General features: G+C 61.0%; 17 protein-coding genes. 4 read left to right on the top strand and 13 right to left on the bottom strand.

Features of this window, described 5'->3' with window-relative positions; genetic code table 11:
* Nucleotides 1-21 precede the first annotated feature (21 nt).
* The 9 genes from pip to radA all read right to left on the bottom strand — a co-directional run bounded on the left by pip (nt 22) and on the right by radA (nt 8,704).
* Nucleotides 22-981 (bottom strand): prolyl aminopeptidase, encoded by a 960-nt coding sequence (gene pip / locus QA648_RS04060; RefSeq protein WP_283049770.1) that lies wholly within the window; start codon nt 979-981, stop codon nt 22-24.
* Nucleotides 978-1,454, bottom strand: a complete 477-nt coding sequence (locus QA648_RS04065) for a GFA family protein (RefSeq protein ID WP_283049771.1) — start codon at nt 1,452-1,454, stop codon at nt 978-980. The genes pip and QA648_RS04065 overlap by 4 nt, the downstream gene beginning before the upstream one ends.
* The gene (locus tag QA648_RS04070) at nt 1,447-1,938 is read right to left on the bottom strand and encodes a GFA family protein (protein WP_283049773.1); all 492 of its coding nucleotides are present in this window, start codon (nt 1,936-1,938) and stop codon (nt 1,447-1,449) included. The genes QA648_RS04065 and QA648_RS04070 overlap by 8 nt, the downstream gene beginning before the upstream one ends.
* A complete protein-coding gene (locus tag QA648_RS04075; RefSeq protein WP_104822540.1) occupies nt 1,935-2,414 on the bottom strand; it encodes a GFA family protein in 480 nt (159 codons plus the stop codon). The genes QA648_RS04070 and QA648_RS04075 overlap by 4 nt, the downstream gene beginning before the upstream one ends.
* The gene (cysS, locus tag QA648_RS04080) at nt 2,411-3,802 is read right to left on the bottom strand and encodes a cysteine--tRNA ligase (RefSeq protein WP_104822541.1); all 1,392 of its coding nucleotides are present in this window, start codon (nt 3,800-3,802) and stop codon (nt 2,411-2,413) included. Before cysS ends, QA648_RS04075 begins: the two co-directional genes overlap by 4 nt.
* A gap of 347 nt (nt 3,803-4,149) precedes the next feature.
* Entirely contained in the window at nt 4,150-4,890 is a 741-nt protein-coding gene (locus QA648_RS04085; protein WP_283049776.1) for an SDR family NAD(P)-dependent oxidoreductase, read from the bottom strand.
* Between the two features lie 51 nt (nt 4,891-4,941).
* Nucleotides 4,942-6,426, bottom strand: a complete 1,485-nt coding sequence (gene purF / locus QA648_RS04090; protein WP_283049777.1) for an amidophosphoribosyltransferase — start codon at nt 6,424-6,426, stop codon at nt 4,942-4,944.
* Between the two features lie 165 nt (nt 6,427-6,591).
* Nucleotides 6,592-7,206, bottom strand: a complete 615-nt coding sequence (locus QA648_RS04095) for a CvpA family protein (RefSeq protein ID WP_104822544.1) — start codon at nt 7,204-7,206, stop codon at nt 6,592-6,594.
* A 94-nt stretch (nt 7,207-7,300) separates the two neighbouring features.
* Complete coding sequence (gene radA, locus QA648_RS04100; protein ID WP_283049778.1) at nt 7,301-8,704, bottom strand: DNA repair protein RadA; 1,404 nt, start codon at nt 8,702-8,704, stop codon at nt 7,301-7,303.
* A gap of 154 nt (nt 8,705-8,858) precedes the next feature.
* Between radA and QA648_RS04105 the strand changes: the two genes are divergently transcribed.
* Nucleotides 8,859-9,494 carry a LysE family translocator gene (locus tag QA648_RS04105; protein ID WP_283049780.1) on the top strand — a complete coding sequence of 212 codons (636 nt, stop codon included), beginning with the start codon at nt 8,859-8,861 and terminating at the stop codon, nt 9,492-9,494.
* A 17-nt stretch (nt 9,495-9,511) separates the two neighbouring features.
* Here the strand turns inward: QA648_RS04105 and alr are convergent, their stop codons facing one another.
* The gene (alr, locus tag QA648_RS04110; protein ID WP_283049782.1) at nt 9,512-10,675 is read right to left on the bottom strand and encodes an alanine racemase; all 1,164 of its coding nucleotides are present in this window, start codon (nt 10,673-10,675) and stop codon (nt 9,512-9,514) included.
* A 107-nt stretch (nt 10,676-10,782) separates the two neighbouring features.
* Entirely contained in the window at nt 10,783-12,279 is a 1,497-nt protein-coding gene (locus QA648_RS04115; protein WP_283049783.1) for a replicative DNA helicase, read from the bottom strand.
* 344 nt (nt 12,280-12,623) lie between these two features.
* Between QA648_RS04115 and QA648_RS04120 the strand changes: the two genes are divergently transcribed.
* Genes QA648_RS04120 through QA648_RS04130 form a run of 3 tightly spaced genes read left to right on the top strand, consistent with a single transcriptional unit; the run spans nt 12,624 to nt 15,804 of the window.
* Entirely contained in the window at nt 12,624-13,067 is a 444-nt protein-coding gene (locus QA648_RS04120; protein ID WP_104822549.1) for a MarR family transcriptional regulator, read from the top strand.
* Nucleotides 13,068-13,075: 8 nt separating this feature from the next.
* Entirely contained in the window at nt 13,076-14,722 is a 1,647-nt protein-coding gene (locus QA648_RS04125) for an MFS transporter (protein WP_283049785.1), read from the top strand.
* 17 nt (nt 14,723-14,739) lie between these two features.
* Complete coding sequence (locus QA648_RS04130) at nt 14,740-15,804, top strand: HlyD family secretion protein (RefSeq protein ID WP_104822551.1); 1,065 nt, start codon at nt 14,740-14,742, stop codon at nt 15,802-15,804.
* Nucleotides 15,805-15,900: 96 nt separating this feature from the next.
* Here the strand turns inward: QA648_RS04130 and rplI are convergent, their stop codons facing one another.
* Together rplI and QA648_RS04140 are read right to left on the bottom strand one after the other, a co-directional pair.
* Nucleotides 15,901-16,479: a 50S ribosomal protein L9 gene (gene rplI, locus QA648_RS04135; protein WP_104822552.1), complete on the bottom strand. Its 579-nt coding sequence runs from the start codon at nt 16,477-16,479 to the stop codon at nt 15,901-15,903.
* A 20-nt stretch (nt 16,480-16,499) separates the two neighbouring features.
* A complete protein-coding gene (locus QA648_RS04140; protein ID WP_283049787.1) occupies nt 16,500-17,480 on the bottom strand; it encodes a DUF2232 domain-containing protein in 981 nt (326 codons plus the stop codon).
* Nucleotides 17,481-17,617 lie beyond the last annotated feature (137 nt).

The following is a 17,617-nucleotide window of genomic DNA, read 5'->3' on the forward strand; positions in this document are numbered from 1 at the left end:
CCTAGCGAAGCGGGGAAGGGTTCAAATTTTCCCTGCGAACTTATCCGTCGCGCGGATGAGCTGATCGAGAATGCCCGGTTCGGAAAAAGCGTGGCCGGCCCCTTCGATCAGATGGAATTCCGCCTTTGGCCATGCCTTGTGCAAAGCCCAGGCGTATTTCGCCGGGCAGGGCATGTCGTAGCGGCCGTGGACGATGACCCCGGGAATGTCCTTCAGTCTGTGGGCATCGCGCAGGAGCTGGCCTTCCTCCATCCAGCCGGCATTGACGAAGAAGTGGTTTTCGATGCGCGCGAAGGCATGCGCATATTCGGCTTCCTCGAACTTTCCGCTGGTCGAAGGATCCGGCAACAGGGTAATCGTCTCACCCTCCCAGATCGCCCAGGCCTTGGCGGCCTTCAGGCGCATGGCCTTGTCCTCGTGGGTCAGCCGGCGGTGATACGCAAGCATCATCTCGTGACGCTCTTCCAGTGGGATCGGCGCGATGAAGCGCTCCCACTTGTCCGGGAACATTTCCGAGACGCCGAATTGATAATACCAGTCAAGCTCGGCCTTGGTCAGCGTGTAGATGCCCCGCACGACCAGTTCGGAAACCCGTTCGGGATGCTTTTCCGCATAGGCAAGCGCCAGCGTCGAGCCCCAGGAGCCGCCGAATACCAGCCACTTGTCCACACCGGCCATTTCGCGCAAGCGCTCGATATCGGCGACCAGATGCCAGGTCGTATTGGCGTTCAGCCCCGCGTGCGGCGTCGACTTGCCGCAGCCGCGCTGATCGAACAGCGTGACGTCATAAAGCGCCGGATCGAATTGGCGGCGATGCGTCGGCGAGATGCCGCCGCCCGGGCCGCCATGCAGGAAAACGGCAGGCTTGGCCCCAGGCGTGCCAACGCGCTCCCAATAGACGACATGGCCGTCACCGACATCGAGATGGCCGGAGGCGTAGGGCTCGATCTCAGGATAAAGCGTACGCAGTATTTCCGTCATATTTTTAATCCCTCGGCGGGCCAGACGTCGGTATCGTGATCAGGGTGCTGGAAGGAGATGATCTGCTCCTGCCGCGCGTAAAAATCCGGATCCTGATGGACCGGCTGCTCAAATATGGTGTCGACCCAGGGCAGGCGCGAGGCGTAGTTCACCTGGATCTGCGGCGCCAAATCGTCGCGCTCGTCGAAGGCGCCGACGGCGATCTCCAGCCCGCCGGGATGGCGGTAGGTCAACGGCGTGCCGCAATTCTTGCAGAAGCCGCGGTCGATGTTGACGGAAGACTGGAAATAGGTGGGCTCGCCCCGCGTCCATTCGAGGCCATCATCCGGCGCCGTGACCAGGGCGGAGAAGAAGTTGCCGAACTGCTTCTGACACATGCGGCAATGGCAGATCGAGGGGCGGCCGAGCTCACCGTGGATGCGAAACCGCACGGCACCGCATTGGCATCCTCCGCTTCTGATGGCTTCAGTCATGGCTCTTCTCCTGTGGCCAGGTTTGGGTATCGTGATCGGGGTGCTGGTGGTTGGATGACCGGATCGCCAGATCACGATCCGAACCATCGCCATCCGGTTCCACTGGCAGCGCATCGAGCGCATGGAACCATGGCATTTTTCCCGCAAGATTCGATTGGGCGACCGGCTGCACCGCCATCGGCTCGTCGAGGGAACCGAGCGTCAGATTGATGAAATCCGTGCCCGGAATGTCGTAGAACAACGGCGTGCCGCAGGCACTGCAAAAGCCGCGGCGCACGAGATCGGACGAGTGAAACCACGAGGGCTCGCCGCGCGTCAGCTCGAAATCGGAGCGTTGGGCGCTGCCGAGCGGCAGAGCGTAATTGCCTGAAGCCTTCTGGCACATGCGGCAATGGCAGAGATGGGGATAGCCGATCGCGCCGGCGGCACGATACCGGACCGCGCCGCACTGGCATCCACCGCTATATCCCATCGCCATCGTCATTTGCCTGTTTCCGGTGGCCATGTTGCCGTGTCGTGGTCCGGATGCTGGTAAGACACGATCTCCAACACGAAGGGCGCCTGCTCCGCATCCTCTTCCGTCCGGTGCCCCGGCAGCAGATGCAGCCTGTCGACGAAGTCTATCTTGCCTTCCACGCCGAACTGCACCACCGGCGGCAATAGCGACGGATCATCGAATGCGCCAGCCGCGACCGCCACGCCATCGGGCGCCTCATAGGTCAACGGCGTACCGCAATCACCGCAAAAGCCGCGCTCGACGAAATTCGACGACCGAAACTTTTTGCGCTCCCCCCGTGTCCAGACGAGCTCGGCGCCGCGGGCAGAGACGAGCGGCGCATAATAGGCACCAAAGGCTTTCTGGCACATGCGGCAATGACAGATCGACGCATCCTTGAGCTCGCCTCGTATACGGAAGCGAACCGCGCCGCATTGACAGCCGCCGGTGAAGGTTTCAGTCATCTCTTCACCTCCCAGGTCGTCTTACGCTCACCAGTCGCCGGGTCCTTGCCGTCCTTCAACTGAATACCTTCAGCCAAAAGCACCTCGCGGATCTTGTCAGCTTCGGCAAAGTTCTTCGCCTTTAGCAATTCCAGCCGCTCCCGCACGCGCCTGTTGATTTCCGCAACAACGGCGTCGTCCATCTCCACCTTCTCGGGCAACAGGCCGAGAAGTGCCGCGCTTGCGGCGAAGGTGGGCAGGACGCTCGCATCGGCATTGGCGGCTTGCGCCAGAGCATGCAGCGCCTGGATGGCGGCAACGGTGTTGAGGTCGTCGGCCAGGGCCGCCACGATGGCAGCATCCGGCGCGGCATCGCCGACATCCGCCGCCGGCCATTTCGCCAGAAGCCGTTCAGCCTCTTCCAGCCGCTTCACGGAAAAGTCGATCGGCTCGCGGTAGTGCGTCATCAGCATGGCAAGCCGCAGCACCGCACCCGGCCATACCCGTCCGCCGAGTTTTTCGGTATGCAGCAGTTCGTAGATGGTGACGAAATTGCCCTCGGATTTCGACATCTTGCGGCCTTCGACCTGCAGGAAGCCGTTATGCATCCAGACATTTGCCATCACCTCGGTACCATGGGCGCAACGCGATTGGGCGATCTCGTTTTCATGGTGCGGGAAGATCAGGTCCAGTCCGCCGCCATGAATGTCAAAGACGTCGCCGAGATAGCGCCCGCTCATGGCGGAGCATTCGATATGCCAGCCAGGACGGCCGCGGCCCCAGGGGCTTTCCCAGCCGGGCTCGCTCTCGTCCGAGAGCTTCCAGAGCACGAAGTCACCCGGGCTTTTCTTATGCGCGTCGACAGCAACGCGAGCGCCGGCCTGCTGCTCCTCGAGATTGCGTTTTGAGAGCTGGCCGTAATCCGCCATGGATTTGGTGTCGAACAGCACTTCTCCAGCGGCCTGATAGGCATGGCCTTTGGCGATCAGCTTCTCGATGATCTCGATCATCTGCGCGATGTTTTCCGTCGCCCGCGGTTGCATCGTCGGCTCAAGGCAGCCGAGCGCGATCGCGTCCTGGCGATACTGCGTCTCGGTCTTTTCGGTGACCAGGCGGATCGCGTCGTTCAGCGGCAGTCCGGGATGATCGCGCAGTGCCCGCGCGTTGATCTTGTCGTCGACGTCGGTGATGTTGCGCGCATAGGTGACATGATTTTCGCCATAGACCTCCCGCAACAGTCGGAAGAGCACGTCGAAGACGATCGCGGGCCGAGCATTGCCGATATGGGCGAAGTCATAAACCGTCGGGCCGCAGACATACAGGCGGACGTTCTCGCGGTCGATCGGCTGGAAGTCGACCTTTTCGCGCGTCAGCGTGTTGTAAAATTTAAGGTGCGGCTCGGTGCCCATTTCACTCTCCCAAAGGCATAAATCCGAAAAATATCGTCACCGGCAGGCCGGACGTTTATCATCTTGAATTTTGGGAGACGAAAACGGCCAGGCCAGCGAAATGCTAGCGAATAATCTTCCGGCAGATAATGCAGATAACCGTTTTCATGGGCGGCTTTATCGCGCGAGTAGGGGATTTGGTCAAGGGGGGATGTCGCCTTCTCCGCGTGGGCAGAAGGTGGCTCCAAGGGGTGGATGAGGAGGGCGCGAGGAGCAAAGAAAAGCGGCAAGCGAAAGGTTCCCGGCGGTGTATCACGCCTTCAACCGCGCTGCGCGCGACCTTCTCCCCCGGCGGGCCGAAGATCGTATTATTCCGGCATCCGGTAGTCGACGAGCTTGTTTTCGCGCACGACAAAGAGTTTGCCGGTTTCGGTGACATCCGGACCCGCGAGCGGCAGGATGGCTTGCGCGACGTCGCGCGGGTGCGGCAGCGTGTCCGGATCTTCGCCGGGCATTGCCTGGGCGCGCATCGCGGTGCGGGTGGCGCCGGGGTCGACGCTGGTGATCCGTAGCGCCGTGCTTTGGGTTTCGCCCGCCCAAGTGCGGGTAAGCGCCTCGACGGCCGCCTTGGATGCCGAGTAGGGACCCCAGAAGGGCCGGCAGCGATGGGCTGCGGCCGATGAGAGGATGATGGCGCGGCCCGCGTCGGCGCGCATCAGCAGCGGTTCGACCGAGCGGATCAGCCGCCAGGTCGCGGTGACGTTGATGGTCATCACCTTTTCGAACACCTTCGCCTCGACGTGGCCGATCGGCGAGATGACGCCGAGTACGCCAGCATTGGCGACGAGGATATCGAGCTTGCCCCAGCGCTCGAAGATGGAGCCGCCGAGCGCATCGATCGCGTTCATGTCGGCAAGATCGAAGGGCACCAGCGTTGCCGAACCGCCGACAGCCTTGATGGCGTCGTCCAGCTCCTCAAGTCCGCCGACCGTGCGGGCGCAGGCGATCACATGCGCGCCAGCCTTGGCCAGCTCCAGCGCGGTGAAATAACCAATACCGCGTGACGCGCCGGTCACCAGGGCGATTTTGTCCTTGAGGTCTATGCTCATGCTGTCTTGGTCCGAATGCGCTGGAGAAGGAGAGCGGTGAAAAGCCCCGTGTCAGCCGTTGCTGGCGAGCACGGAAAGCTTGCGCACATTGCTGGTGCTTTCCTTGTCGAGCAGGCGTGTGGGATAATCGCCGGTGAAATAGTGGTCGGTGAACTGCGGCTGCGCATTGTCGCGCGGCGCGCCGCCGACGGCGCGGTAGAGACCGTCGATCGACAGGAATTCCAGCGAATCGGCACCGATGAAATCGCACATCGCCTTCAGGCTGGTGTACTGATTAGCGAGCAGCTTGTCGGCGTCCGGCGTATCAATGCCGTAGAAATCCGGATGGTAGATCATCGGGCTGGCGACGCGGATATGCACTTCGCGGGCGCCGGCATCGCGGATCATCTGCACGATCTTGACCGATGTCGTGCCGCGCACGATGGAGTCATCCACCAGCACGACGCGCTTGCCTTCGATGATGGCGCGGTTGGCGGAGTGCTTCAGCTTGACGCCGAAGGCACGAATCTGCTGCGTCGGCTCGATGAAGGTGCGGCCGACATAGTGGTTGCGGATGATGCCGAGCTCGAAGGGGATGCCGCTTGCCTGAGCATAGCCGATCGCCGCCGGCGTGCCGCCATCCGGCACCGGCACGACGACATCGGCCTCGATGGGCGCTTCCTTGGCGAGATTGATGCCCATATTCTTGCGGGCGACGTAAACGTTGCGGCCACCGACCACGGAATCGGGGCGGGCGAAATAGACATATTCGAACAGGCAGAGGCGTTCAGGCTGAGAAACGTCGGGCTTGCGGGCATCGATGGTGATCGATCCGTCCGACTGGATCTCGCAGATGATGACTTCGCCATTTTCCACGTCGCGAACGTATTTGGCGCCGATAATATCGAGCGCGCAGGTTTCGGAGCAGAAGATCGGCTTGCCGTCGAGTTCGCCCATCACCAGCGGCCGGATGCCGATCGGGTCGCGCGCCGCAATCAGCTTGGTGCGCGTCATGGCGAGCATCGAATAGCCGCCTTCCATCTGGCGGATCGCGTCGATGAAGCGATCGGAGGAGGAGGGGTGCTTGGAGCGCGCGATGAGATGGAGCACGACTTCCGTGTCCGACGTCGACTGACAGATGGCGCCATCGGCGATCAATTGCCGGCGCATCGTCAGGCCGTTGGTGAAATTGCCGTTGTGAGCGATGGCAATACCGCCGACTTCAAGTTCGGCAAATAGCGGCTGCACGTTGCGCAGGATCGTCTCGCCCGTCGTCGAATAACGCACATGTCCGATCGAACGGTCGCCGGGCAGGCGGGCGAGGGTGGCGGGATCGGTATAATGGTCGCCGACAAGGCCCATGCGCCGCTCGGAATGAAAGCGCTGACCATCGAAGGAGACGATACCGGCCGCTTCCTGACCGCGATGCTGTAAGGCATGCAGGCCGAGCGCCGTCAGCGTCGCGGCGTCGGGATGGCCGAGAATGCCGAATACACCGCACTCCTCATGCAGGGTGTCGCCGTCGATATCATCCTCGATGGAAAGGGAATGGTTCATGGCTGCAGGCCTTTGCTCTCAACATGGGACGGGTCAGGGCGGCGTCGCGACTGAATGCAAAAATAACTGAAAATCCGGCCGGAAAGAATATCCGGCCGGATTTTCGGATTTCGTGCCGCTCACATGGCGATTATCGCTCTGCGGGTCAAGCCTGTAAACGCACTGTTAATTGTTCGTCTGCGGCGCAGGCGCGTCATCGGACGGCGCTGTATCGTTCGTTGAGCCATCCTGCGGCTGCGATTGTTGCTGCTGCTGGTTCGGCGCGATCTTGTTGATGATCTCGGCGGGAAGCATCGCCTGAATGTTTTCCGGAAGCGCCGATTTGAGCTTTTCGACCATCGAATCGAGGAAAGGCTTCGACTTGGCGTTGTTGACCCAATCCGGACGTGCGGCCGGCGCAACCAACCAGTTCCAGAAGGCCACGACGACGACCATCAGCAGCAGGCCGCGGGCAGCGCCGAAGAGGAACCCGAGCGTACGATCGAGCGCGCCGATGCGGCTGTCGATGATGAAGTCGGCGATCCTGATGGTGATGAAGGAAATGATGATCAGCGCGATCAGGAAGATGACGGCAGCAGACGCAACGGTCGCGATGCGGGTGTCCGCCGTATAGTGCAGCGCATAGGGTACGAGCAGCGAATAGAGATAATAGGCGGCAACGGCCGAGCCGCCCCAACTGACGATCGACAGAATTTCGCGGGAAAAGCCGCGGACCATGGCCAGAACGGCGGAGAACAAAATAACGCCGATAACAATACCGTCAAAAATCGTAATGGGCATGTATAATCCACTCCAAGACTTGCCATGCCAAGCATGGCTGCCATCGGCCTCAAATATGTGCCTCTCTCCCCGTCAAGAACGGTTTAAGGAAGGCTCAGTCTTCGTCTTCCGCGCGCTTGAGCGCGCCCCTCGATCCGGCTATGCGCGCCACCAGATCCGGCAGGCTTTCGATCTCGTTCCAGCGCCCGCCATTGCCTTTCGGCAGGTCGGAGGAGGCGGTGGGGAGAAGCGCTGCAGAAAATCCCAGCTTCTCGGCTTCCTTGAGGCGCTGAGTGGTGTGCGCAACCGGCCGGACGGCGCCCGACAGGCTGACTTCGCCGAAATAGACGCAATCTGCCGGAAGGGCAAGACCAGCCAGGGATGAAACCAGTGCAGAGGCGACCGCAAGGTCCGCAGCCGGCTCGGAAATGCGATAACCGCCGGCAATATTGAGATAAACGTCGTGCTGACCGAGCCGAACACCGCAATGCGCTTCCAGAACCGCGAGAATCATCGACAGCCTCGCCGAATCCCAGCCGACCACAGCGCGACGCGGCGTGCCGAGCGATGTCGGGGCAACGAGCGCCTGCACTTCGACCAGCACAGGCCGGGTGCCTTCCATGCCGGCAAAGACGGCCGCGCCCGGCGACTTGGAATTGCGCTCGCCGAGGAAGAGTTCGGACGGATTGGCCACTTCCCGCAGGCCCTTGTCGGACATTTCGAAGACGCCGATCTCGTCGGTCGGGCCGAAGCGATTCTTCACCGTGCGCAGGATGCGGTAGTGATGGCCGCGATCTCCCTCGAAATAGAGAACGGCGTCGACCATATGTTCGACGACGCGCGGGCCGGCGATCTGGCCGTCCTTGGTGACGTGGCCGACCAGCACCATTGCCGCGCCCGTCTGCTTGGCGAAGCGGATCATCGCCTGCACGCCGGTGCGCACCTGCGTCACCGTACCGGGCGCCGATTCGGCAAGCTCGCTCCACAGCGTCTGGATGGAATCGATGATGACGAGGTCCGGCCGCTTGCCTTCGGCGAGCGTCGCGAGGATGTCCTCGACATTGGTTTCGGCGGCGAGCATTACATCCGTATTGGCGGCGCTCAGCCGCTGGGCGCGAAGCCGAACCTGCGCCACCGCCTCTTCGCCGGAGACGTAGACGATCTTGTGGCCTCTTCGGGAAAGGGCCGCGGCCGCCTGCATCAAGAGCGTCGACTTGCCGATGCCGGGATCGCCGCCGACGAGCACTGCCGAGCCGCGCACGAAACCGCCGCCGGTCGCCCGATCGAGTTCGGAGATGCCGGTGTGAATGCGCGGTGCTTCCTCGATCTCGCCCGAGAGCGCTGTCAGCGTTACCGGACGCCCCTTCTTCGGCACCTTGGCGGGGCCGCCGCCGATGCCGCCCATCGGGTCTTCCTCGACGATGGTGTTCCATTCGCCACAACCATCGCATTTGCCTGCCCAGCGGTTATGGACCGTGCCGCAGTTCTGGCAGATGAATTGTGTACGGGCTTTTGCCATCAGATGCTGTTCTCAATGTCCTGTGCTTCGCAGTGCGAAGCGAATCGCGGCTGGCTGTCAGATAATGTCTTTCGCGTCAGATCAAAACTAATGATTTCCGCATCAACGGCGATTGTGTCAGCCTTTATGCTGGGTTTTCGATCGATGGTGACGGATGTTCGACTATACGCTTGCACATTGGGTCGCGTTTCTTTCGGCCGCCGTCCTGCTTAATCTGTCGCCGGGGCCGGATATTGCCTTCATTCTCGGTCACACGATCAGAAGCGGCATACGTTCCGGCTTTGCCGCGCTGTTCGGCATATGGAGCGGCGCCTGCGTCCATGTTCTGATGGCCGCAGCCGGGCTATCGGCGATATTGGCGGCCTCGGCCATCGCGTTTTCGGCGGTAAAATGGGCCGGCGCGGCCTATCTCATCTGGCTTGGGATACAGGCGCTGCGCTCGAAGGGCGAAGGCGCCTGGATCAAGGAGGCCGGAAGGGCATTGCCCTGGAGCCGCATCTATCGGCAAGGCATCCTGGTGTCGCTGCTCAATCCGAAGGTGGCCATCTTCTTTCTCGCTTTCCTGCCGCAGTTCGTCGTTGAAGGGGCAGGCCCGGTCTGGGCGCAGCTCTTGCTCCACGGCAGCCTCATCATAGTAGTCGCCGCCTTCATCGAACCGCCCCTCATTCTTCTTGGAGGTCGTCTTGCCGAGGCACTACGGCGCAATCGAAACGCGGGCCTGTGGCTGGACCGGGGGCTTGGAACATTGTTTGTAGCGCTGGGGGTCCGCTTGGCGGTCAGCGCGCGTTAGGCGGTGGTGATGCGCTCCTACTCGTCGGCCTCGTCAAAGATGTAGCGCCGCTCATGTCGCAATCCCAGGCCGGTCAGCATCTCGTAGCTGATCGTCCCGGCCGCGCGGGCAGCGTCGTCAACGGGGATATTCTTGCCGAAGAGCTCCATATAGTCACCGGCGCGGACCAGTTTTTCGGGGACGTCGGTCACGTCGAAGATTGTCAGATCCATGGTGATGCGACCGGCAACAGGCACCTTGTAGCCGGCGATGAAGCCCTGGCCGCCGGCAATTCCGGTCTGGCGCAGCGGCACGCCGTTGTTCGACTGGCTGCGCATGTAACCATCTGCATAGCCGGCCGAAACAATGGCGAGGCGGCTGTCGCGCGTCAGCTTCAACGCCCCGCCGTAGCTGACGGTCTCGCCGGCCTTGGCGGAGCGGGTCTGGATGATTCTCGCCTCTGCCGTGGCGACCGGTCGCATCGGATTGGCCATATTGCCGACCGCCTGGCCGCCATAGATGGCAATGCCGGGACGGGTAAGGTCGAAATGATATTCGGAGCCGAGGAAGATACCGGCGGAATTGGCGAGGCTCGCCTCGATGCCTTCGAAGGCGGTGCTGACCTTGCGGAACGCTTCGAGCTGCTGCCTGTTCATCGCGTGTGCCGGGTCGTCGCCGCAGGCGAGGTGGCTCATCACCAGAACAGGCGCAAAACTGGCCGGGCGAGAGACGTCGTTGGCGAGCGCGATCGCATCCTCTGCCTGCAGTCCCAGCCGGTTGAAGCCGGTATCGACCTGCAGCGCGCAAGGGTGATCGCCATGGTCGGCCAGCACCGACATCCAGAAGGTCAATTGCTCTTCGGAAGCAATGACGGGCACAAGATCGTTTTCGAAAAACTGCCGCTCTGTCCCCGGCCAGATACCGCTGAGCACGAAAATCCGGGCATCCGGGGCATAGAGCCGGAGTGTGGCGCCTTCCTCGGCGGTGGCGACGAAGAAATCACGGGCGCCGGCGAGATAAAGTGCCTCGCCGACATCTTCGATCCCCAGACCATAAGCGTCGGCCTTCACCGCGGCACCGGTGCGGGCCCTGCCGGAACGGCGGGCCATGTCACGCCAGTTCTCGACGAGGGCGCCCAAATCGACCGTCAGCCGAAGGCCGGCGGAGGCGAAAGCGTCAATGTCTTCGAAATTATCTGTCATGGAGCCGCCTAAAAAAGGGCCGGAGGGATGCTGCTCCGGCCAGAATAGTGATCATCGATGGAAAGAGAAAGTGCTGCAGTGCACATATGCGCCGCAGGCAGCCTTCATCAGTGCTCCTCATATTGCAGGAAGGACGAGTCCGCGAGGTCGGCGAAACGCGTGAATTCCGACTGGAAGGCGAGTTTCACAGTGCCGGTCGGCCCGTGACGCTGCTTGGCGATGATGACGTCGGCCGTGCCTTTCACCTTGTCGAACAGGGCTTCCCATTCCGCGTATTTCGGATCGGCCGGATCGCGCGGTTCGGAGTTCTTGACGTAATATTCCTCACGGAACACGAAGAGCACCACGTCGGCGTCCTGCTCGATCGAGCCGGATTCGCGCAGGTCCGAGAGCTGCGGACGCTTGTCGTCACGGCTTTCGACGGCACGCGAGAGCTGGGAGAGCGCGATGATCGGAACGTTCAGCTCCTTGCCGAGCGCCTTCAGGCCGGTGGTGATCTGGGTGATTTCCTGGACGCGGTTCTCGTTCGATTTGCCGGAGCCGGTCATGAGCTGAACGTAGTCCACCACCAGAACGTCGAGGCCGCGCTGGCGCTTCAGGCGCCGTGCACGCGCGGAAAGCTGAGCAATGGAGATGCCGCCGGTCTGGTCGATATAGAGCGGCACCTTCTGCATCATCATCGAGCAGGCAACCAGCTTTTCGAAATCGGCATCGTTGATGTCGCCGCGACGGATCTTCGATGAGGAGACTTCCGTCTGCTCGGAAATGATACGGGTGGCGAGCTGTTCGGACGACATTTCCAGCGAATAAAAGCCGACGACGCCGCCGTTCTTCGCCTTGGTGGAGCCATCCGACTGCACTTCGCCTTCATAGGCGGCGGCGATATTATAGGCGATATTGGTGGCGAGCGAGGTCTTGCCCATGCCGGGACGACCGGCGAGGATGATCAAGTCCGAACGCTGCAGGCCGCCCATCTTGCTGTCGAGCGAGTGAATGCCGGTGGAAATGCCGGATAGACCCCCGTCGCGCTCCTTGGCGACGGCCGCCATGTCGATCGCCAGCGCAACGGCATCGTTGAAGGCCTGGAAGCCGCCGTCGTAGCGGCCGTTTTCCGCAAGTTCGAACAGCCGGCGCTCCGTATCCTCGATCTGCGTCTGCGGCGGCATATCGAGCGGGGCGTCAAAGGCGATGTTGACCATATCCTCGCCGATAGTGATCAGCGCGCGGCGCAGCGCCAGATCGTAGATGGCGCGGCCATAGTCCTCGGCATTGATGATCGAGACGGCTTCGGTCGCGAGACGGGCGAGATATTGCGCCACCGTCATGTCGCCGACCTTCTCTTCGGCCGGAAGGAAGGTCTTGATCGTCACCGGATTGGCGGTCTTGCCCATGCGAATGATGTCGCCCGCCACCTCGAAGATCTTCCGGTGCAGCGGCTCGTAGAGATGAATGGGTTTCAGGAAGTCGGAGACACGGTAATAGGCGTCATTGTTGACGAGGATCGCGCCGAGCAGCGCCTGTTCCGCCTCGATATTGTTGGGCGCTTCGCGGTAATGCGGTTCGGCAGGAGCAATGGCGGCGATCTTGCGCGCGGCTTCGTTCATTTTCCGTCTCTTCGTATTCTTGAGTGCCGACTGGTTTGCGACGATCCGGCGTCACGGTCAATTGCGGAAGGGTAGTGACATGTCGCGGGGCGCTGGTTCGTCCGAGCTATTCACGTTGTTCCACTCATCCACAGGGACAAACGCTCCGCACTAAAAAAACCCGTTGTCGCCGCTTTGCAACGCAATGTCCGACACGCGAATCACATACAAAAACGTCCATGGGTGATTTTAGCCCGATCTGTCCCGGCTGACATCCGGCAGGCGGCAATCGTGCTTGAAAAGCTGTGAGAACCCCGCTATTTCGTTGAAATAGGGTAGGATACTAATAGTATAAAGTAGCAATAATGTCTGGTGCGCCATCACGCCGAGAACTATTCGACGAGCTTTCTGCTTTCAATCGAAAGCTGAGGGCGGCGTTCGACAGCCTGGTGCGCGAGCACGGGATGACATTGGCCCGCGCCCGGGTTTTCCATAAGCTTTCCAAGCGCGATGGCATCAATCAGCGCGAACTCGCCGATGAGCTGGAGCTTGAGACTCCAACCTTGGTGCGTATCCTCGACGCCATGGAGGCGCAGAGCTTCATCGAGCGCCGTGCGGTGCAGTCGGACCGCCGCGCCAAGCAGATATTCATGACCGAATCCGGAAAAGTGGTGGCGGCCGAAGTTGAAGCTCTTGCCACCAGCGTACGTGCGGATATCCTTCAGGGGATTTCGGACGATGATGTCGGCATGGCCCTCAAGGTCATCCGCGCCATGACCGCCAATCTGCAGAATGTGGGTAAGTCATGAGGTAGTGTATGAGCGGTGACCCAGGCCCGATCAATGCGGAAGCCAACACCGCCGCGCCTGCTGCCCCACCGCCCGTGCCGCGCTGGAAGGTGCCGCTTTATATCGGCGCTTCCGTCATGTTCTTCCTGACGCAGGGCCTCGGTCTCAATCTCGCCTTCGCCAATCTCACGCAGATCCAAGGGACCATTGCCGCCACGACCACCGAATCCGCGTGGTTGTCGGCGGCCTATATGGCGCCGAATGTCAGCCTCGCCATCGCGTTGGTGAAGATCCGTCTGCAATACGGCGTGCGCAATTTCGCCGAGGTCAGCATTCTCGGCTTCGTCGTCGCCTCGCTGCTCAATCTCTTCGTCTCCGACCTGCATTCGGCCATCGTCGTCCGCTTTCTGAGCGGCATTGCCGGCGCGCCGCTCTCGACGCTCGGCTTTCTCTATATGCTGGAGGCTTTCGAACCGGCCAAGAAGCTGACGATCGGCGTCAGCCTGGCGATGACGAATACGCTTCTGGCAGCACCCATCACTCGTCTCGTCTCGCCGTCGCTCCTCGATTACGGCGAATGGCGCGGGCTCTACACGCTGGAAATGGCACTGGCGCTGCTGGTGATGCCGATCATCTATCTGCTGCCGCTGACGCCGCCGCCGCGGATGAAAGTGATCGTCTTTGGGGACATCATCAGTTATCTGCTGGTTGCGGTCGCCTTTGGCTCACTGGCCATCGTTCTTTCCGTCGGGCGGCTTTATTGGTGGCTGGAAGTGCCTTGGCTCGGCGTGTTGCTGTCCGTCAGCATCGCCACATTGACGCTCGCCATCGTCATCGAATTGCGTCGGCCAACGCCTCTGATCGATGTCCGCTGGCTACTCTGTCCGGAGATATTGCACCTGACCGGCATTCTCCTGGTCTTCCGCATGATCGCCGCCGAACAGACCTCGGTCATCATGACCTTCTATCAGAATGCCGTCGGCCTGCTCTACGATCAGCTTGCGATGCTCTATTGGATCATCTTGGCTTTTTCGGTCATCGGCGGCCTCATCTGCACGGTACTGATGAGCTATGGCCTGAGTTGGCAGATCCAGTTTGTCGCCCTCGTCATGATGGGGGCGGGTTCCTTCATGGATTCGCAGGTCACCACGCTGACCCGGCCGGAACAGATGTATCTCAGCCAGGCGCTGGTGGCGGCCGGCGCCGCTCTTTTCCTGCCGCCTTCCATGTCCCAGGGGTTCAAGGCCGCCTTTTCGAAGGGCGCACCCTATCTGGTGACGTTCTTCGTGGTTTTCACCTTCACCCAAAGCATCGGCGGCCTGATCGGCTCTGCCTTTTACGGCACGCTGATCACCATCCGCGAAAAATTCCATTCCGCCGTCCTGACCGAACATGTGCTGTTGACCAACCCCGATGTTGCTCACCGTGTCGGCCAGCTCTCTTCATCTTACGGCAGGGTGATTGGCGACAGCGCGCTTTTGAAGGGCGAGGGGTTGGCGCTACTTGGCGCACAGGTCACCCGCGAGGCCAATACGCTCGCCTATAGCGATGCCTTCTTCGTTGCCGGTGTCATCGCGGTCGTGTCGCTTGCTGGACTTTCGCTGCATGTATTCTACCGTTTCATCAAGGCGCGGCTCGTCGACGATCGGCCGCAGACCATGGCTTCCAACCCGTGAGGATATGAAATAGCTCCATGTCGAAGCTCGTTCGCTCCCCCATCGAAGTTATCGCCGTCCTCTCAGGTGTCGGCGGTGTCATGCTCGTGCTTTATGCCTGGCACCTGCCGCCTTTCCAAAGTTCCGTCGAGACGACGGACGATGCCTATGTCAGAGGCTATGTCACGACCATCAGCCCGCAGGTCAGCGGCTACATTACCGACGTGCCGGTCAGGGACTATAAGCTCGTTAAGCAAGGCGACGTGCTGACCAAGATCGACGATCGCATCTATCAGCAGAAGGTGGCGCAGGCGCGGGCGACGCTGGACGGTCAAAAGGCAGCACTTGCCAATTCGCGACAGCAGGAACAGGCGGCCCGTGCCGGCATCGCCTCTAGCGAAGCGCAGATCGACAGCGCCAACGCTGCGCTGAAGCGCGCCCAGCTTGCCTGGGATCGTGTGGCGACCCTGGTCGCCAAGGGCGTGTCGACCACCAGCGATTCCGAGCAGGCGCAGGCGACGTTGGAACAGGCAAAGGCTGCGGTTAATCAGGCGAAGGCCGGCCTCGACGTATCGCAGCAAAACCTGACGACGATCATCGTCAACCGGGCCTCGCTGGAGGCCGGCGTCAGCGGCGCGGAAGCGGCCGTGCAGCTTGCCGATATCGATCTGGAAAATGCAACGATCACCGCGCCGCGCGATGGCCGTATCGGCGAAGTCGGGGTCCGCCTTGGCCAATATGTGACGCCCGGAACCCAGCTCATGGGTCTGGTCCCCAAGGACGTTTGGGTCATCGCCAATTTCAAGGAAACGCAGCTCGACGGCATGAAGGTCGGCCAGCCCGTGACGATCTCCGTCGACGCGCTCGGTCACCGCGAGCTCAAGGGTCATATCCAGCGCTTCTCGCCGGCGGCGGGCTCGGAATTCGCCGTCATCAGACCCGACAATGCCACGGGCAATTTCACCAAAGTGGCGCAGCGCGTCGGCGTACGGGTCAAGATCGACGAAAATCAGCAGGAAGCGCAAGATCTTGCGCCCGGCATGTCGGTGGTCGTCTCCGTCGACAAGGATTCGGCACCGTTGCAGGATACTGCGGCGAATTGAGACGGCAGATGCGTCGCTAAGCCTTGTGGTCAAATAAAAAGCCTGGGTCGCGAGACCCAGGCTTTCTCATGTTCGCAGTCGATGCGACGGCTTGAATCAAGCTTCGTCTTCGGCGTTGCCGTCAGCTTCCGGATCGAAGAAGTCTTCCGGACGCAGGGCATCTTCGTCGACGCCGTAGATGGCATCAGCGGAGGTGAGGGTTTCGCCCTTGGCCTGACGCTCGGCTTCTTCAGCGGAACGGGCAACGTTGAACTCGACGGTGATTTCGACTTCGGCGTGAAGCGCGATGGCAACATTGTGCAGACCGATAGCCTTGATCGGCGTGTTCAGGTGAACCTGGTTGCGACCGATGTTGAAGCCTTCGGCGGCCAGGATTTCAACGACGTCACGAGCGGCGACCGAACCGTACAGCTGGCCGGTTTCACCAGCCGAGCGAACTACGATGAAGGACTTGCCGCCGAGAACGTCGGCAACCTTCTGGGCTTCGCTGCGGCGCTCCAAGTTGCGGGCTTCCAGGGTTGCGCGTTCGGCTTCGAAGCGAGCCTTGTTGGCGGGGTTGGCGCGCAGCGCCTTGCCGAGCGGCAACAGGTAGTTACGGGCAAAGCCGTCGCGAACCTTGACCACTTCGCCCATCTGGCCGAGCTTGGAGATGCGCTCGAGGAGAATGACTTCCATTTTGTTGTTCCTTTCTGATGTCAGATTTTCGTGTTTGTTGGTTTGGATGTATCGGCATTCTTGTTCGGGGTCAGCGATATCGCCTTGCGAGTATCGTAGAGGCCGAGAACAAGGATGATGAAGAGCGGTAGCGTCAGCAGGAATGACGCCAGATAGCAGAGGAAGAGCACGGGTATGCGCCAGTCCTTGCCGCGCGTGCGAAAATGCAATGATGCGAAGCCGGAAATGAGGAAGCCAGCACCGAAAGCACCGAGGATGGCGGCGGCGATCAGGCCAATCACGCCGCCGAAGAATATCGCGACGATCGCTACGAGAAAGACAAAGATCGCGTTGCGATTCATGCGCAATGATGAGGGTATATCCTCCCGCGGGCGCAGATTATGCTTTGAAGCTGCAACGATGCGGATCGCCACATAATAGGCGGCAAGTAGCATCATGACCCAGATCATGCCCCACGCGATCGGGATCGTGTAAAGCATCAGCGACTTCATCTTTGCGATCGCAATCGGATCGAGCTGAAGATCGGGGGACTGTTGGTTCACCGCGCCGACATAGGCGTCGACAACCTGGCCGACCAGATCGGCATTGTAGCCCATGATCGCGCCGACGATGACGACGGTCGCCGCCGTGAGGCCGCAGAGATGCAGCATGATGTCGGAGAGCGGATACCAAGCCATCAGGTGGTCTGGGCCGCCGAGTTCGGAAGCCGGACGCGCCAAATTGGCGAGATGGCTGAGCCAGGCCGGTATCAGCGTCATGACGAGCGTAAATATGCCGAAATATACCGACTGCCAGATGGCGCCGATGACACTCGCCACCACAACGGCGGTGATGACGGCCGCGTTACCCCAGCCAAGACCGACAATCAGGATCGGGAGCGCGGAAAGAGCGCCGAAGAGAATGAACAGCAACGGCTGAGTCGTCGCGCCATACACAAGTAGGACGGCGGTAAGACCGGCGAGGGCGCCGATGGCCAGCACTTTCGGGTTCATTTGTTTCACGTCGCTGTCCTGCTTCGCATCGAGCAGTTAGAGGATGCTTCCGACACTCCGGTCTGAAAGCCGTCCCCAACATGGGTTTTTAAGTTCCGATCCGCGCCCATCGCGAAAGGGAGAAGGGAAGGCATAGCTGCCTTCCC

The sequence above is a fragment of the Rhizobium sp. CB3171 genome (genome assembly GCF_029714265.1).
Lineage (GTDB): Bacteria > Pseudomonadota > Alphaproteobacteria > Rhizobiales > Rhizobiaceae > Rhizobium.